General features: G+C 68.9%; 15 protein-coding genes. 4 read left to right on the top strand and 11 right to left on the bottom strand.

Annotated features, from left to right (window positions below; translation table 11 throughout):
• Positions 1-50 precede the first annotated feature (50 nt).
• From AC07SQ_RS19280 to AC07SQ_RS19260, 5 genes are read right to left on the bottom strand one after another with little or no spacing between them, the layout of a single operon-like run.
• Positions 51-845, bottom strand: a complete 795-nt coding sequence (locus tag AC07SQ_RS19280) for an ABC transporter permease (RefSeq protein ID WP_495272550.1) — start codon at positions 843-845, stop codon at positions 51-53.
• On the bottom strand, positions 842-1612 hold the full coding sequence (locus AC07SQ_RS19275) for an ABC transporter permease (protein WP_495272549.1): 771 nt from the start codon (positions 1610-1612) through the stop codon (positions 842-844). The genes AC07SQ_RS19280 and AC07SQ_RS19275 overlap by 4 nt, the downstream gene beginning before the upstream one ends.
• Positions 1605-2390 (bottom strand): ABC transporter ATP-binding protein, encoded by a 786-nt coding sequence (locus AC07SQ_RS19270; RefSeq protein WP_139703481.1) that lies wholly within the window; start codon positions 2388-2390, stop codon positions 1605-1607. Before AC07SQ_RS19270 ends, AC07SQ_RS19275 begins: the two co-directional genes overlap by 8 nt.
• The gene (locus AC07SQ_RS19265; RefSeq protein ID WP_070061384.1) at positions 2387-3334 is read right to left on the bottom strand and encodes an ABC transporter substrate-binding protein; all 948 of its coding nucleotides are present in this window, start codon (positions 3332-3334) and stop codon (positions 2387-2389) included. Before AC07SQ_RS19265 ends, AC07SQ_RS19270 begins: the two co-directional genes overlap by 4 nt.
• Positions 3331-4101: a TetR/AcrR family transcriptional regulator gene (locus AC07SQ_RS19260; RefSeq protein ID WP_495272548.1), complete on the bottom strand. Its 771-nt coding sequence runs from the start codon at positions 4099-4101 to the stop codon at positions 3331-3333. The genes AC07SQ_RS19265 and AC07SQ_RS19260 overlap by 4 nt, the downstream gene beginning before the upstream one ends.
• A 100-nt stretch (positions 4102-4201) precedes the next feature.
• On the opposite strand from AC07SQ_RS19260, the gene AC07SQ_RS19255 reads away from it, so the two are divergent.
• Complete coding sequence (locus AC07SQ_RS19255) at positions 4202-6196, top strand: acetoacetate--CoA ligase (protein WP_495272547.1); 1995 nt, start codon at positions 4202-4204, stop codon at positions 6194-6196.
• Positions 6197-6227: 31 nt separating this feature from the next.
• A complete protein-coding gene (locus AC07SQ_RS19250) occupies positions 6228-6671 on the top strand; it encodes a YbaY family lipoprotein (RefSeq protein WP_082817958.1) in 444 nt (147 codons plus the stop codon).
• A 31-nt stretch (positions 6672-6702) separates the two neighbouring features.
• Here the strand turns inward: AC07SQ_RS19250 and AC07SQ_RS19245 are convergent, their stop codons facing one another.
• On the bottom strand, positions 6703-8667 hold the full coding sequence (locus AC07SQ_RS19245) for an adenylate/guanylate cyclase domain-containing protein (RefSeq protein ID WP_495272546.1): 1965 nt from the start codon (positions 8665-8667) through the stop codon (positions 6703-6705).
• A 226-nt stretch (positions 8668-8893) separates the two neighbouring features.
• Positions 8894-9607, bottom strand: a complete 714-nt coding sequence (locus AC07SQ_RS19240) for a 2OG-Fe(II) oxygenase (RefSeq protein ID WP_495269949.1) — start codon at positions 9605-9607, stop codon at positions 8894-8896.
• Positions 9608-9721: 114 nt separating this feature from the next.
• Between AC07SQ_RS19240 and AC07SQ_RS19235 the strand changes: the two genes are divergently transcribed.
• The gene (locus AC07SQ_RS19235) at positions 9722-10228 is read left to right on the top strand and encodes a GFA family protein (RefSeq protein WP_495272545.1); all 507 of its coding nucleotides are present in this window, start codon (positions 9722-9724) and stop codon (positions 10226-10228) included.
• 35 nt (positions 10229-10263) lie between these two features.
• Here the strand turns inward: AC07SQ_RS19235 and AC07SQ_RS19230 are convergent, their stop codons facing one another.
• The 4 genes from AC07SQ_RS19230 to AC07SQ_RS19215 form a co-directional block, all read right to left on the bottom strand.
• Positions 10264-11196, bottom strand: a complete 933-nt coding sequence (locus AC07SQ_RS19230) for an AraC family transcriptional regulator (RefSeq protein WP_062470524.1) — start codon at positions 11194-11196, stop codon at positions 10264-10266.
• 42 nt (positions 11197-11238) lie between these two features.
• Positions 11239-12021: a nucleotidyl transferase AbiEii/AbiGii toxin family protein gene (locus tag AC07SQ_RS19225; RefSeq protein ID WP_495276206.1), complete on the bottom strand. Its 783-nt coding sequence runs from the start codon at positions 12019-12021 to the stop codon at positions 11239-11241.
• Positions 12014-12484 carry a helix-turn-helix domain-containing protein gene (locus tag AC07SQ_RS19220; protein WP_495272543.1) on the bottom strand — a complete coding sequence of 157 codons (471 nt, stop codon included), beginning with the start codon at positions 12482-12484 and terminating at the stop codon, positions 12014-12016. Before AC07SQ_RS19220 ends, AC07SQ_RS19225 begins: the two co-directional genes overlap by 8 nt.
• An 88-nt stretch (positions 12485-12572) precedes the next feature.
• The gene (locus tag AC07SQ_RS19215) at positions 12573-13475 is read right to left on the bottom strand and encodes a LysR substrate-binding domain-containing protein (protein ID WP_495272542.1); all 903 of its coding nucleotides are present in this window, start codon (positions 13473-13475) and stop codon (positions 12573-12575) included.
• Positions 13476-13660: 185 nt separating this feature from the next.
• Between AC07SQ_RS19215 and AC07SQ_RS19210 the strand changes: the two genes are divergently transcribed.
• Positions 13661-14860, top strand: coding sequence for an acyl-CoA dehydrogenase (locus AC07SQ_RS19210; protein WP_093057036.1), 1200 nt, complete (start codon positions 13661-13663; stop codon positions 14858-14860).
• The last annotated feature ends 2 nt before the right edge of the window (positions 14861-14862 follow it).

Genomic DNA, 14862 nt, shown 5'->3' with positions numbered 1-14862 from the left:
GTTCCTTGTGGGAGATGTTGGTGTTGGCGTGAAGGAAAAGAAGCAATCGATCAGGGCTGTTGCCAGCGCAGCAGGCGCTTCTCGGCCAAGGCCAGCAGCGCGTTGCTCACGAAGCCGATGAGCCCGAGCAGCACGATGCCGGCGAACAGATCGCTGGCGCGGAAGGCGCGCGCCGCCAGCAGGATGGCCTGGCCCAGGCCGCTTTGCGAGGCGATCATTTCGCCCACCACCGCGACGATCAGCGCGATGGTCAACGCCAGCCGCATGCCGGCCAGGATGTCGGGCATGGCGTTGGGCAGGCCCATCTTCCAGATGTACGCGGTGCGCGACATCTGCAGGCAGCGCGCCACCTCCGACAGGCGCGGCTCCACCGCCGCGAAGCCGTGCACCGTGGCCAGCAGCACCGGCCACATCGCGCCGAAGGCGACCACGAAGAGCACCATGCCGGGGTTCAGCCCGAAGATCGAAATGGCTAGCGGCAGCAGCGCCGACGCAGGCAGCGGTCGGATGAACTCCAGCGTCGGTTGCACCCACGCGCGCACTGCGGGCGACACGCCGATGGCCGCGCCCAGCAGCACGCCGAACAGCGATGCGAGCAGCCAGCCTTCGACCATGCGGCCGACCGTGGCCTGCGTGAAGGCGAGCAGTTCGCCATTGCCATCGTTGCCCGAAGAGAGGTTGAGCCCTTCGAGCAGGCTCGCGAAGGTGGCCTGCGGCGTCGGCAAAAACACGCGGCTGACCCAGCCCGCGTTGCTCGCGACCCACCACAGCGCAACCAGTGCGAGCAGCACGCCCACCGAGCCCAGCCACCCCAGGCCCAGTCGGCCGTTGCGGTTGTTGTTCATGGCTGCACCCCCATGCGTCGCGCGACCCAGGCTTGCAGGCGCACCATGCCCGCGTTGACCGCGAAGCCCACCACGCCGATCCAGCCCAGCCACGCGAGCATCAGCGCGGGGTCGAAGCTCTGCTGCGCGATCATCATCGCGTAGCCCATGCCGTGCGGATTCGCGGCGATCTCGACCGTCACCGCCACCACCAGCGCTACGGCCACACCGAGGCGCAGCGCGACGAACAGGCGAGGCACGATGGCCGGCAGCACGATCTTGAAGGCACGTTCGCGCGCCGACAGCCCGAGCACGCGGCTCACCTCGAGCAGCCGGGGCTCGATCTGCTGCACCGCCGACTGCACCAGCACCAGCAGTGGCCAGAAGGTGGCGAAGGCGACGATGGCCACTTCCATGCGCACGCCGAAACCGAAGCCCAGCATCGCAAGCGGGATCAGCGCGACCGACGGCACGGGGCGCAGCACCTCGATGGAGACGGCGCCCAGCTGCGCCGCGCGGCGCGAGAGCCCGAGCAACAGCCCGAATGCAATGCCGAGCACGGCGCCCAGCAGCAGGCCCAGCGCCGCCGTGCCGAGCGTGAAGCCCGTGGCCTGCCAGAGCGAGCCGTCCATCGCCGCGCCGACGAAGGCCTTGGCCGCTGCGCTCGGCGGTGCGAGCGCATCGCTGCCCAAGGCCGCCGCACGCCGCGCGTACCACTCGAAGGCGCCGACCAGCAGCGCGGGAAACACCCACGGCCGCAGCCAGCGAAAGAGACGGCCTTCAGTCATGGCCCTGCTCGATGAAGGCGAACAGCTCACGCCGCAACTGCAGGTACTCCGGATGCTCCTTGGTCGTGAGCTGGTCGCGCGGGCGCGGAATCTTCACGTCGATCATCCGCGCCAGGCTCGGCCGACCCGGTCCGGGGTTGGCCTGCAGCGCGATCACGCGGTCGCCGAGGTAGATGGCTTCTTCCAGGTCGTGCGTGACGAACAGCACCGTGAGCCCGTCGTCGCGCACCAGCCGCGCGAGCTCGTCCTGCAGGCTCTGGCGCGTGAGCGCGTCCAGCGCGCCGAAGGGCTCGTCCATCATCATCAGCTCGGGCTTCTGCGCGAGGCAGCGCGCAATCTGCGCGCGTTGCTGCATGCCGCCCGACAGCTGCACCGGAAACTTGTGCGCGTGCTTGGCGAGCCCGACCTTGCCGAGCACGTCGGCGATGCGCGGTGCGCGCTCGGCCGCGGGCACGCCGGCGGCCTCGAGCGCCAGGCTCACATTGCCTTCGACCGTGCGCCACGGCAGCAGCGCGCGGCCGTAGTCCTGGAACACGAAGGCCACTTCGCGCGAGGGCGCTGTCATCGGCACGCCTTTGCGTCGCACTTCGCCGGCACTCGCGGTGACGAGGCCGCTGGCTGCGCGTAGCAGCGTGGTCTTGCCGCAGCCGCTCGGGCCGACGATGCAGACGAACTCGCCGCGCGCCACATCGAACGAGGTGGGCGACAGGATCTCGCGCCCGCCGAGGCGGATGGTGACGCCGTCGAAGCGCAGGAAGGAATCGGCGGCCGCGCTCACTTGGCGATCAGCTTCGCAACGTCGATGTTCGTCTTGAGCATGTCCTGCTCCTTCATGAGCCCGGTCCAGTAGCCCAGCTGCTTGTCGGTGACCACGGGACCGGGCGGCGAGACCTGCACCTTGGCCAGCACCTCGGGCGGCAGCTTGATGTACTTGCCGATGGCCGTGCGCACCTTCGCGTCGTTCTTCGGCTGCTGGATGAAGGCGCCGGCCTCGACCAGCGCCTCGCGGAAGGCGCGCGCGGTGGCGGGGTTCTTCGCCACCCACTCGCGCTTGGCCGCGTGCACGATGGTCTGGTTGTTCTCGGGCAGGAAGGTCGAGTAGTACGAGGCCACGTAGCCCGCGCCGCTCTCGGTGATGCGGCTCATGAACGGGTCGGCCGACACCACCGCGTCGACCGAGCCGCCGCGCAGCAGGTCGGCATGCTGCGGGAACGCGGCCTCGATGAAGTTGACCTTGCGATAGTCGACGCCGCTGTCCTTCAGCCACGCGCGGAAGGTCACGTGCAGGAAGGCACCGAGCCCCGGCACGCCGATCTTCTTGCCCACGCAGTCCTGCGCGCTCTTGATGCCCGAGCCCGCGCGCGCCACCAGGCCGAAGCCCGTGATCGTCTTCGAGGTGAGGCCGCCGCCGGCCACCAGCACCAGGTCGAGCCCGCCGTCCACCGCTTGCAGAAACACCGAGGGCGTGGGCCCGCCGATCTGCAGCGAGTCGGACTGCAGCGCGGCCGGGATGGTGGAGTTGAGCGGAATGAACTTCAGCTCCACGTCGAGGCTGCGCTTCTTGAAGTAGCCCTCTTCGGCCGCCACGAAGACCGAGGCGAAGTCGGTCACCGCCGTGTAGCCGAACACGATCTTCGGGTGCGCCTGTTGTGCGCGCGAAGGCAACGAGGCGGTGGCCGATGCGGCCGCGAGCGCCGACAGCAGGGTGCGTCTATTCATCATGGCTGGGGTCTCCTGGGGATGGTCTTTTTCGTGCGTGAGGACTTGGCGGCGGCGGCCTTGGCAGCCGCCTTCGGTTTCGGCAGCGCGGCGCGCAGACCGCCGGCGATGAAGTTCACGAGCATCGGCGCCACGGCCGGGTCGGCGCGTGTGTTCTCGCCGCGCGAGAGCCGTTCGATGCGGCTGTCGGTCAGGTGGTGCAGCAGCGCGCCCAGCGCGAACTGGTAGCCCCATGCGACCTGGCTGCGCGTGGCATGCGGCAGCGCCACGTGCAGCGCGTCGATGTAGGCCTCGGCCAGCGGGTCGAAGTAGCCGCGCAGCACGCGGTCGGCTTCCTCGGTGGCGTGGTACAGCTCGCGTGCCACCAGCAGCGCGTAGTACTCGCCTTCGGTGCTCGCGCGCAGCGCCAGCACGGGCGCGGTGAAGGCCTCGATGATGCGCGGCAGCGTGCGCGCGTCGTCGGGGTCGATGGTCACGGCCGCGAGGCGCGCCAGCCGCTCGTCGATGCTGTGGCTCCAGTGTTCGAAGATCGCTTGGAACAGCTCGTGCTTCGGGCCGAAGTAGTAGCCCACCAGCGCGAGCGGCACGCCGGCTTCTTCGGCGATCTGGCGGATCGTCACGGCGTGGTAGCCGTGCTGCGCGAAGAGCTTCTCGGCCGCCAGCAGGATCGCCTGGCGGCGGTCGGGTCGCGCGGCCTCGGGCGCGACGGTCGGGGCGCGTGATGCAGGCGAGGCGCTGCGTTTTCGGGCCGGCGGTGTGCGAGCGTTCATGGGGGCGTATTGAACGGCTGTACAAAAATGTTGAACACACGTACAAACCCTGAGGTCAACCCTCATTGAGCACGGCCGTTCGCGGCGCTACGCTCGTGGCATGCCCGCTCCCAACATCCCCCAGATCCGCCTTTATCAGAACTGGCTGCGCGACACGCGCGGCCTGGCCTTCGACAGCTACGACGCGCTGTGGCGCTGGTCCGTCACCGACCTCGATGCCTTCTGGCAGAGCATCTGGGACTACGCCGGCCTGCGCTCGCCCACGCCACACACCGCGGTGCTCGCCGAACGCCGCATGCCCGGCGCGCGCTGGTTTCCCGGCGCGCAGGTCAACTACACGCGCGAGGTGCTGCGCCACGCCGACGCGGCCCATGCGGCCGGCCTGCCTGCCATCGTGAGCGACAACGAACGCGGCGAGGTGCGCGAGCTGTCGTGGCCCGAGCTGCGCCGGCAGGTGGCCTCGGTGGCGCTCACGCTGAAGTCGCTCGGCGTGCGCCGCGGCGACCGCGTGGCCGCCTACATGCCGAACGTGCCCGAGACCATGGTGGCGTTCCTCGCGTGCTCCAGCATCGGCGCGGTGTGGAGTGTGTGCGCGCCCGACATGGGCACGGCCGCCGTGGCCGACCGCTTCCGCCAGATCGAACCCACGCTGCTGATCGCGGTCGACGGCGTGCACTACGGCGGCAAGCCGCTCGATCGCAGCACCGTGCTGCAGGAGCTGCGCGGCCAACTGCCGAGCGTGCAGAAGCTGCTGCTCGTGCAGTCGCCCTTTGCTGCGAACGCAGTGGCGCACGATGTCGAATGGCGACAAGCCATCGCGCGCGACGACGCGCAGGTCGCAGCCTTCGAACCCGAGTGGCTGCCCTTCGACCACCCGATCTGGATCGTCTATTCGAGCGGCACCACCGGCCTGCCCAAGCCCATCGTGCACGGGCAGGGCGGCATCCTGCTCACCATGCACGCCTGCGGCCTGCACAACGACGTGGGCGCGAGCTACGGCGCCAACAACTTCGGCGAGCGCTACCACTGGTACAGCTCCACGGGCTGGGTGATGTGGAACTCGCAGCTCTCGGGCCTGGCCTTCGGCGCCACCATCTGCATCTACGACGGCAACCCGGCGGGCAGCAAGGAGAAGCCCGACTGGGGCGTGCTGTGGCGCTTCGTTGCGAAGCACCGCGTCACCTTCTTCGGCGCGGGCGCGGCCTACTTCACCAACTGCATGAAGGCGGGGCTCGTCGCGAAAGACTGCGGCGACCTGTCGCGCGTGCGCGCGCTCGGCAGCACCGGCTCGCCGCTGCCCGACGAGGTGCAGCGCTGGGGCTCGCAGCAGATCCTCGACGCGGGCTCCAAAGAGGTGTGGTGGTGCAACATCTCGGGCGGCACCGACTTCTGCGGCGCCTTCGTCGGCGGCAACCGCGAGCTGCCCGAGGTGCCGGGCCAGATGCAGTGTCGCGAACTCGGCCACGCGGTCGAGGCCTGGAACGAGCAGGGCCAGCCGGTCATCGGCGAGGTCGGCGAGCTGGTGTGCACGCAGCCCATTCCGTCGATGCCGCTGTACTTCTGGGGCGACGAAGGCAACGCGCGCTATGTGTCGAGCTACTTCGACACCTACCCGGGCGTGTGGCGCCACGGCGACTGGATCAAGGTCGGCAGCGACGGCGGCTGCATCATCTACGGCCGCAGCGACGCCACCATCAACCGCCAAGGCCTGCGCATGGGCACCAGCGAAATCTACAGCGCGGTCGAAGGCCTGCCCGAGGTGCTCGACTCGATGGTGGTCGACCTCGAATACCTGGGCCGCGACAGCTACATGCCGCTGTTCGTGGTGCTGCGCCCCGGCGTGGCGCTCGACGAGGCCATGCGCACGCGCATCAACAATGCGATCAAGACCTCGCTGTCGCCGCGCTTCGTGCCCAACGACATCTTCCAGGTGGCCGAGATTCCGCGCACGCTGTCGGGCAAGAAGCAGGAGCTGCCGATCAAGAAGTTGCTGCTGGGCCAGCCCATCGAGAAGGTCGTGAACCGCGAGGCGATGGCAAACCCCGGCAGCCTGGATTGGTATGTGGCTTTCGCCGCGCAGCGGGCCTCCGCATAATGGGGCGATGAAAAGACGCACCAGCCTCCTCATGCTCTCCGCCGTTGCCGGCGCCTCCGTCCTGAGCGCTTGCGCGGGCGGCTCGCCCGGCACGCCGGCCCAACCCGCCGCCGCACCGCTGCGCGTGACGGGCACCGTGGCCTACCGCGAGCGCATCGCGCTCGACCCCGCGGCCGAAGTGCGCGTGCAACTGCTCGACGTGTCGCGCATGGACGCGCCCTCGGTCGTGCTCGCCGAGCAGCGCATTCCCGCCAACGGCAAGCAGCCGCCTTTCGCCTTCGAGCTCAGCGTCGATGCCGCGCGCATCGACCCGCGCATGCGCTACGCCGTGGCGGCGCGCATCACGCGCGGCGAGCAGCTGCTGTTCATCAACGACACGCAGTATTCGGTGCTCACGCAGGGCAACGGCACCACCGCCAACCTGATGCTGGTGCGCGTGGCCACGCCACCGCCGCCGCCGCGCCCCTCGCGCTGATCGACCGATCCGCGCGACAGGCTCGCGCGGATCAGGTCAGCAGTTCGTGCAGCACCATGCGCGTCTGCCGGCCGCGCAGCTCCACCAGCTCTTCGATGCGCCGTGTGGCGAGCCGGCCGTTCAGGGCCGCGTAGGTGACTTCCGAGATCAGCATGCGCGTGCCCAGCTGGCGGTTCGCGCCTTCGATGCGGCTGGCCACGTTCACCACGTCGCCGAACGCCGTGTACGACAGCCGGTCGTTCGAGCCCAGCACCCCCGCCACCACCACGCCCGTGTGAATGCCGATGTGCGTGCGGAACTCGGGCAGGCCCTGTTCGGCCCACTGCCGGTTGAGCTGGTGCATCTCGGCGTGCAGTTCGAGCGCGGCGCGGCAGGCCTTGTACTCGGCGTCTTCCAGGTCGGCCGGCGCGCCCCACAGCACCATGATGCCGTCGCCGATGAACTTGTCGATCACGCCGCCGTGGCGCGCGAACACCGCGGCCGCGAGGTTGAAGTACTCGGTCAGCTGGCGCACCAGCACATCGGCCGCGATCGATTCGGAGATCGACGTGAAGCCTTCCACGTCGGTGAACATCACCGTCACCTGGCGCGGCGAGCCGTTGGGCGCGAGCGCGTGGCCCTGCGCCACCAGCTGGTTGATCACGTCCACCGGCACGAACTTGCTGAAGGCCTTGAGGCTGCGCGCCGAATCGTCGAGCGCCTGGTCCAGGTGCTGGATCTCGAGCACGCGGCTGGGCTCGCGCGGCAGGTCGTCGAGCTCGAGGCGACCGATGCGGTGCGCGATGCGCGAGAGGTTCTCGACCGGCGCCGTCACCAGCTTCGAGAGCTTGAGCGACATGTACAGCGCCAGGCCCAGGAACACCAGCGCCAGCAGCAGCGACCACGCCACCGCGCGGCGCAGGCCGCCCAGCAGCACGTCTTCGGGCACCCAACTGACCAGCTGCCAGCCGGTGGCGGGAATGCGCGAGGCCTGCACCAGGTAGCGCCGCCCCTCGTGGCTGAAGGCGAAGGCCTTGTCGCTGCCGCTGCCGGCGATGCCGTCGGCCACCATCTGGGCGTTCAGAGCGCCGAGTGCGCCCGTGGGCGCCTCCAGCGTGTGCAGCACGCCCGGCATGTCGCTGCGCGCGAGCACCTTGTGGTCGGCGCTCAGCAGCGCGCTGTTGCCGTTGCCGTTGCGGCTGAACAGGCGCACGAACTCCGACAGCCGGCCCAGCGACACGTCACCCGCCACCACCATCGCCTGCGGGCTGCCCTCGGCCTGGCGGCGCTGGCTGGGCAGCGCGTAGGTCACGCCCAGTTCCTGCGCGGCGGCGAACACATAGGGGACGGTCCAGACCGGACCCTGCGTCTTGCGCGCCTGCACGAACCAGCTGCGCTGCGTCGGGTTGTAGTTGCTGCGGTAGGCCTCGACGCGCTGCGTGGCAAAGCGCTGCTGCACGTCGGCCTCGGAACCCAGCGGCAGCTTGTACTGCCAGGTCTCGGTGGTGAAGTCGGCGCCGCGCGCGATGTGCCGGATGGCCGGCACCGGGTAGCGCAGCGCCATCAGCATCTTGCCCTCGACGTTCGCCACGTAGACGCTGTCGAGCTCGGGCGACTGCTGCAGCAGCGTCCACAGGAGCTCGGCCGTGCGGTCCACGTTCTCGCCCGCGGGCGTGAGGCTGGGCGAGCTGCCGATCGCGCCGACCGCCGACTCGGCCTTGGCCAGGAAGGCCAGCACCTTGTCTTCAGTGCGGTCGTGGTTCGACTTGTGCGCCGAGGTGCCGATCGTCGTCACCAGCCGCTGCGAGCCCCAGTAGCCCAGCGTGACCAGCAGCAGCGACTGCGCGAGCGCCACGGCACTGACGATGGAGCCGACATCGACCCGGAAGCGACGCGGGCGTCGGGGCGGCGGACTCTCGGCGGTGGAAGGGGACGGGGATGGTGGCACCGGCGTGGTGACGTGCGCGAAAGACGGGCGACCCGCCGCATCCGGAGGCCCGGACGATTCCTTGTACATACAGCTCCCTGACGACAACTCGGAACGGACCCCGGCTCCTCCTCACGAGGTCGTGGTCCGGCGTCCGGAGGGTGTTGCGGGGCCGATCGTGTGCGCCGGCCATCCTGGCAATCCCCCGGATGCGCGCGGGATTTTCGCCTGTATTTGGTACATGTGTGCAACTTTGCACGCTTGGTGCGATGTTGCTGCGCCCGAGGGCTTGATTGCGAACGGACGTTCGTTCTATTCAGCGCGCGTCATGAAAGATCAGGCCCAGCGTGTGGCGCTGTCCGCTGCGCACGCGGCTCACGCCGTGGCGCATCGTCACGCGGTAGCTGCCGCGCGTGCCCGCCACGGGCCGCTGGTTCACCGCGAAGATCACCGCCTCGCCTTGCGCGAGCGACACCACCTCGGCGCGCGACTGCATGCGCGGGCGCTGCTCGGTCAGCACGAACTCGCCACCCGTGAAGTCTTCGCCGGGCCGGCTCAACAGCACCGTGAGCTGCAGCGGAAATTGCAGGTCGCCGTACAGGTCCTGGTGCAGGCAGTTGTAGTCGCCCTCGCCGTAGCGCAGCAGCAGTGGGGTGGGGCGCAGCTGTCCCGCTGCGTGGCAGCGCGCGAGGTAGGCCGCGTGGTCCGGCGGGTAGTCGGCCGGCTGGCCCATCGCAGTGGCCCAGGCATTGGCCAGCGGCGCGAGGCGCTCGTACAGCGCGCTGCGAAACGCCACGAGTTTGGACGGCAGCGGGTTCGCGAAGTACTGGTACTCGCCCTGGCCGAAGCCGTGGCGCTGCATGACCACGCGGCTGCGAAAGCGCGCGCCTTCGTCGTACATGGTCGTGAGCGCGGCGCATTCCGCGGGCGTGAACAACGCCCCGGTGACGGCACAGCCGCGCGCGGCGAGGTCGGCATCGATGCGGGGCCAGTCGAGGGCGTGGATGCGGGCGGCGACGGAAGAACTCATGCGGGCAGTGTCGCGCGGTGGCGGGATGCGGGCTCGCCGTTTTCGGACGCGGGTTTCGGTGGAGCAGGGCCCGGCTTGAGCGATCATCCTGAAGACCAAGCCCGAAAGCATTCCATGAGCACCCAGAACCCCACCCCCCAAGACACCACCAACGACTGGCAACTCCCCTGGACCGGCGGCTGCCGCTGCGGCCAGGTGCGCCTGCGGATCACCGCGCCGCCGCTGCTGGCCATGGCCTGCCACTGCACCGGTTGCCAGCGCATGAGCGCCAGTGCGTTCTCGCTGTCATTGGCCATCCCCGCGCCGGGCTTCGAAGTGGTGTCGGGGGAACCCGTCATCGGTGGCCTGCACGGCGAGGAGTCGCACCACTTCTTCTGCCCGCATTGCAAGAGCTGGATGTTCACGCGCACCGAGGGCATGGACTATTTCGTCAACCTGCGCGCCACCATGCTCGACCGGCACGAATGGGTCGCGCCCTTTGCGGAAACCTGGACCGACGAGAAGTTGCCGTGGGCCACGACGCCCGCGAAGCACAGCTTCGGCACCTTGCCTGCGATGGACGCCTTTCCGGCGATGATCGAAGCCTATGCGCGGGAAGGCGCCCGGCCCGCGAAGGGCTGATCGCGCCGCGCTGGCCAGTTGCCGTCCCGCGCCTTTCAGAGCGGCGCGATCGGAATGCAGATGTCGCATTCGAACGCACTCGTCTTCTCGTCGAAGGCCATGTCGGGCGCGTAGTACTCGAACGCGGGCCGGCTGTCGAACTGGAAGCCGCTCGCGGGCAGCCAGTCGCGCATGAGGCGCGTCCATGCGTCGTTGATCTCCTCGGGCAGGCCCTGGAACCGCAGCGCGGCATAGCGTCCGCCCGGCAGCACCGTCTTCTGGAAGCCGCCATCGGGCACGAAATCGTCGGGCACTTCCACGCAGGCGTCGTAGCGCGAGTGCTCGGGCGCGGTGATGCTCGGGTCGTCGTGGCTGATGCCGTAGCGCGCATGCGACCACAGCTTGTGCGCGCCGATCCAGGGCGCGGCCTTCTCGGCCCAGAACGCGCCCACCGGCGCGCCGAACGGGCCGGTGTAGCGCAGGTAGGCGATGGTGACGGGAGAGCGGGTGATCAGTTGGACATTCACGGGTGGCTCCTGATGATGCGCGGCGTTGCGCGATGGAGATCCATTCTTCGTGAAGCCGTGCAGGGCGATCTGATCAGGATTGCTCTTGCGTGCGGGATCGTCGCAGGGCAGCGCCCAGTCGTGCGATGCACGCCACGCGCTGGGCGCGCTGCCGAAATGCGCGCGGAACGCGCGGGTGAACGCCTCGCCCGAACCGAAACCCACCGACACCGCCGCCTCGAGCACCGACAGGCGCGGCTGTGTCGCGAGCCGCAGCGCACCCACCTCCACGCGGCGGCGCCGGATGTAGTCGCCCAGCGTCTCGCCGGCCCAGGCTGCGAAGAGGCGATGAAAGTGGTACGCCGAGAAATGCGCCACGTCGGCCAGCGCCGCGAGATCGAGTGCCTCGTCCAGGTGGTCGTCGATGTGCGTCAGCACCTTGTGCATGCGCCATTCGTACTCGGAGCGGCTGTCGCGCGGCATGGCGCGCATTCTCAACCTTGGCGGGCCTGCGCGAGCAACCAATCACTGAACAGCTTCAGCAACGGCCGCTGGTCGTACATCGCAGCGGGTGTCCCTCAAGAGCCGGGGTTGCGCTTCGCGCGCGGCGCTCGCGGCAGCAGGGCCTTGATGTGCTTGCGCAGCAAGGCCGGCGCGATCGCGGTCATCTGCAGCATGTGCATGCACCGCTCTATGCGTCCGGGCCGCTCCAGCAGCGCATCGGCGGCCTTTCGCAAGATCGGCATCGATGCTGTCGCCGTAGGCGAGCCGCGCCTTGCCTGCCGCGCGCTGCAGCAGGGGCTTGCCGGGCTGCATCATCGCCAGGTCGATCAGGTCGCGGCTGAACACGCTGTCGTCGGCCCAGCGGTCGGAGTTGGCGAGCAGCTTGCTCGCCGCCATGTCCAGCGGCGTGAGGGTGGCGATGCCGTCGATGCGGTCTGCGGCGCCGGGAGCTTCGAGTGCGATGCGCGCCTCGAGCACGATCTCGAACTTGATGTCCGTCTCGCCCACGCGAACGGCGCTTCGGATGCCGTATTGATCGGCGCGCACCTCGCGGGCCTGCTGCAGGCTCGCGCCTTCCCGGGCCAGCGCGCGCAGCCCCTCGCTGCCGGTGGCGAGCTGGCGCAGGCAGCGGTAGCCCGCCACATCGGACACGAGGAAGTCGATGTCCACCGATTCGCGGTATTCGCCATGGCGCAGCGCGATGGCGGTGCCGCCGCCGAACAGGCAATGGTTGTCCGCCAGCAGGGGCGCATTCAGCGCCGCGAGCACCTCGGCCACCTGGCGATGGTGTGCGCGCTCAAACATCGAGTGGCTTTCGGCCCAGCAGGCGGGCCAGCTCGGCCAGCAGCTGGCGTTCGTTGGCCTCGAGCGCGGACGGATCGGCGTGACGCCAGTTGCGCTCGTAGGTGCCCCAGGCCTCTTCGGGGGTGAGTTCCGCGTCCGCGGGCAATTGCCAGGCGAGGCGGCGCAACTGCGCGAAGTCGCCCACCCGGACGGTCTGCGTCGGCGTGCGCGAAGGCGCCGGCGTCGCCATCTCTTTGGCGGTGCCTGCGACCGGTGCCGTCACTTCGACATCCAGACCCAATGCCGCCAGGGCGTTCATGTAGGCCCCCATCGTGACGGAGGGCTCGCCGCGTTCGATGCGATGCAGCGTCATGCGCGACATGCCCGCCGCCTCGGCGGCCGTGGTCGCGCTGATCCTGAGCGACTTCCGACGGGCATGGATATGCCGGCCGAACACTTCAAGGCGTCGGTTGGCTTTGTCCAAGGTCGGCGGGGCGGTGGATGGCATATGTGTATCTCATATTAGGCAAAACTAATGAAATGTCTAGTACGAGATACATTTTTTGGCTGCTTCAACCTTCGCGCGCCTGCCCCAACAGCCAATCACTGAACAACTTCAACAACGGCCGCTGGTCCGCCCGCTCCGGCGTCACAAGGTAATAACTGCGCTCCCCCGACAGCGCCCGCGGACAGGCCACCACCAGCTCGCCGCGCGCCAGCTCGTCGGCCACCAGCATGGTCGGCATGAGCGCCACGCCCAGGCCGTGCGAGGCGGCGGCGGCGAGGATCGAGAACAGCTCGTAGCGCGGGCCGCCGCGGGCGGTGGGGGCGTCGACCTGCTGCGCGTCGAACCACTGGCGCCAGCCGTCGGGGCGCGTGCTCTGTTGCAGCAGCGGCATCCGCGCGATGGCCGCGGGCGACACGGCCTTGCCGTGGGGCAGCAGCGAAGGGCTGCACACGGGCACCACGTCTTCATGCATGAGCAGCAGCGCGCGCGTGCCGGCCCAGTTCTCGACCTGCGCGGGCGTGCCGGCGTACAGCGCGGCGTCGAACTCCGCGTCGGCAAAGAGGAAGGGGCGGGTGCGCGTCTCGATGTGCACCACCACGTCGGGCTGCAGCGCTGCAAAACCGCGCAGGCGCGGCACCAGCCAGCGCGTGGCGAAGGTGGGCACCGCGGCCAGCGACAGCGACCCGCCTTCGCCCTGATGCGCCATGGCGTCGAGCGTGTCGCGCTCCATGGCCTCCAGGCGGCGGGCGATCTGGCGCGCGTAGGCGGCGCCGCTGGCCGTGAGCGCCACGCCGTGCCGCGTGCGGCGGAACAGCGCCACGCCCAGGAAGGCCTCGAGCGCCCCGACCTGGCGCGACACCGCGCTCTGCGTGAGCGCCAGTTCCTGCGCGGCGCGGGTGTAGCTCTCGTGGCGCGCGGCCGCGTCGAAGCACACGAGGGTCTGCAGGGGCGGGATCTTGCGGCGCATGTATGCCGGGAGTGTATGACTGGCGTTCTGGTTTCACCAGTAAATCAACAAGATGTATCTCTCAAGATGTGCGTCAGACGCATATCTGGGTGAGGATTCATCGTTTGCGCCGGGCCTCCTGCGTGGCTACGATCGACCGCATTCCCCCTTCTTTTGTTTCTTCTTCCTTTTCCGGAGACATCCACATGGCCGCCAAAGCGCAATTCCACTGGGACGACCCCCTTCTTCTCGACCAGCAACTGACCGACGAAGAACGCATGATCCGCGACGCGGCCAACGCCTACTGCCAGGAGCGCCTGGCGCCCCGCGTCATCGAAGGTTTCCGTACCGGCGAAACCGACCCCGCCATCTTTCGCGAAATGGGCGCGCTCGGCCTGCTCGGCCCGACGATCCCCGAGCAGTACGGCGGCCCCGGCCTGAACTACGTGGCCTACGGCCTGATCGCCCGCGAAGTCGAGCGCGTCGATTCGGGCTACCGCTCGATGGCCAGCGTGCAGAGCTCGCTGGTGATGGTGCCGATCTTCGAATTCGGCACCGAAGCGCAGAAGCAGAAGTTCCTGCCCAAGCTCGCCACCGGCGAATGGATCGGCTGCTTCGGCCTGACCGAACCCGACCACGGCTCCGACCCCGGCAGCATGGCCACGCGCGCCAAGAAGGTGCCGGGCGGCTATTCGCTCAGCGGCTCGAAGATGTGGATCAGCAACTCGCCCATCGCCGACGTGTTCGTGGTGTGGGCCAAGGAAGTCAGCGAAAGCGGCACGGTCGGCCCGATCCGCGGCTTCGTGCTCGAAAAGGGCATGAAGGGCCTGAGCGCTCCCGCCATCCATGGCAAGGTCGGCCTGCGCGCCAGCATCACCGGCGAAATCGTCATGGACGGCGTGTTCTGCCCTGAAGAAAACGCCTTCCCCGAAGTGCAAGGCCTCAAGGGCCCGTTCACCTGCCTGAACAGCGCCCGCTACGGCATCTCGTGGGGCGCCATCGGTGCCGCCGAAGACTGCTGGCACCGCGCCCGCCAGTACACGCTGGACCGCAAGCAGTTCGGCCGCCCGCTCGCCGCCAACCAGCTCATTCAAAAGAAGCTGGCCGACATGCAGACCGAGATCACGCTGGGCCTGCAAGGCAGCCTGCGCCTGGGCCGCATGAAGGACGAAGGCATTGCCGCGGTGGAAATCACCTCGATCATGAAGCGCAACAACTGCGGCAAGTCGCTGGACATCGCCCGCATGGCGCGCGACATGATGGGCGGCAACGGCATCAGCGACGAGTTCGGCGTGGCCCGCCACCTGGTGAACCTCGAAGTGGTCAACACCTACGAAGGCACGCACGACATCCACGCGCTGATCCTGGGCCGCGCCATCACCGGCATCGCAGCTTTCGCCAACTGAAC

The organism is Variovorax sp. GW821-FHT06D12 (assembly GCF_059419205.1).
This window is presented reverse-complemented; position numbering and strand designations above follow the sequence as displayed.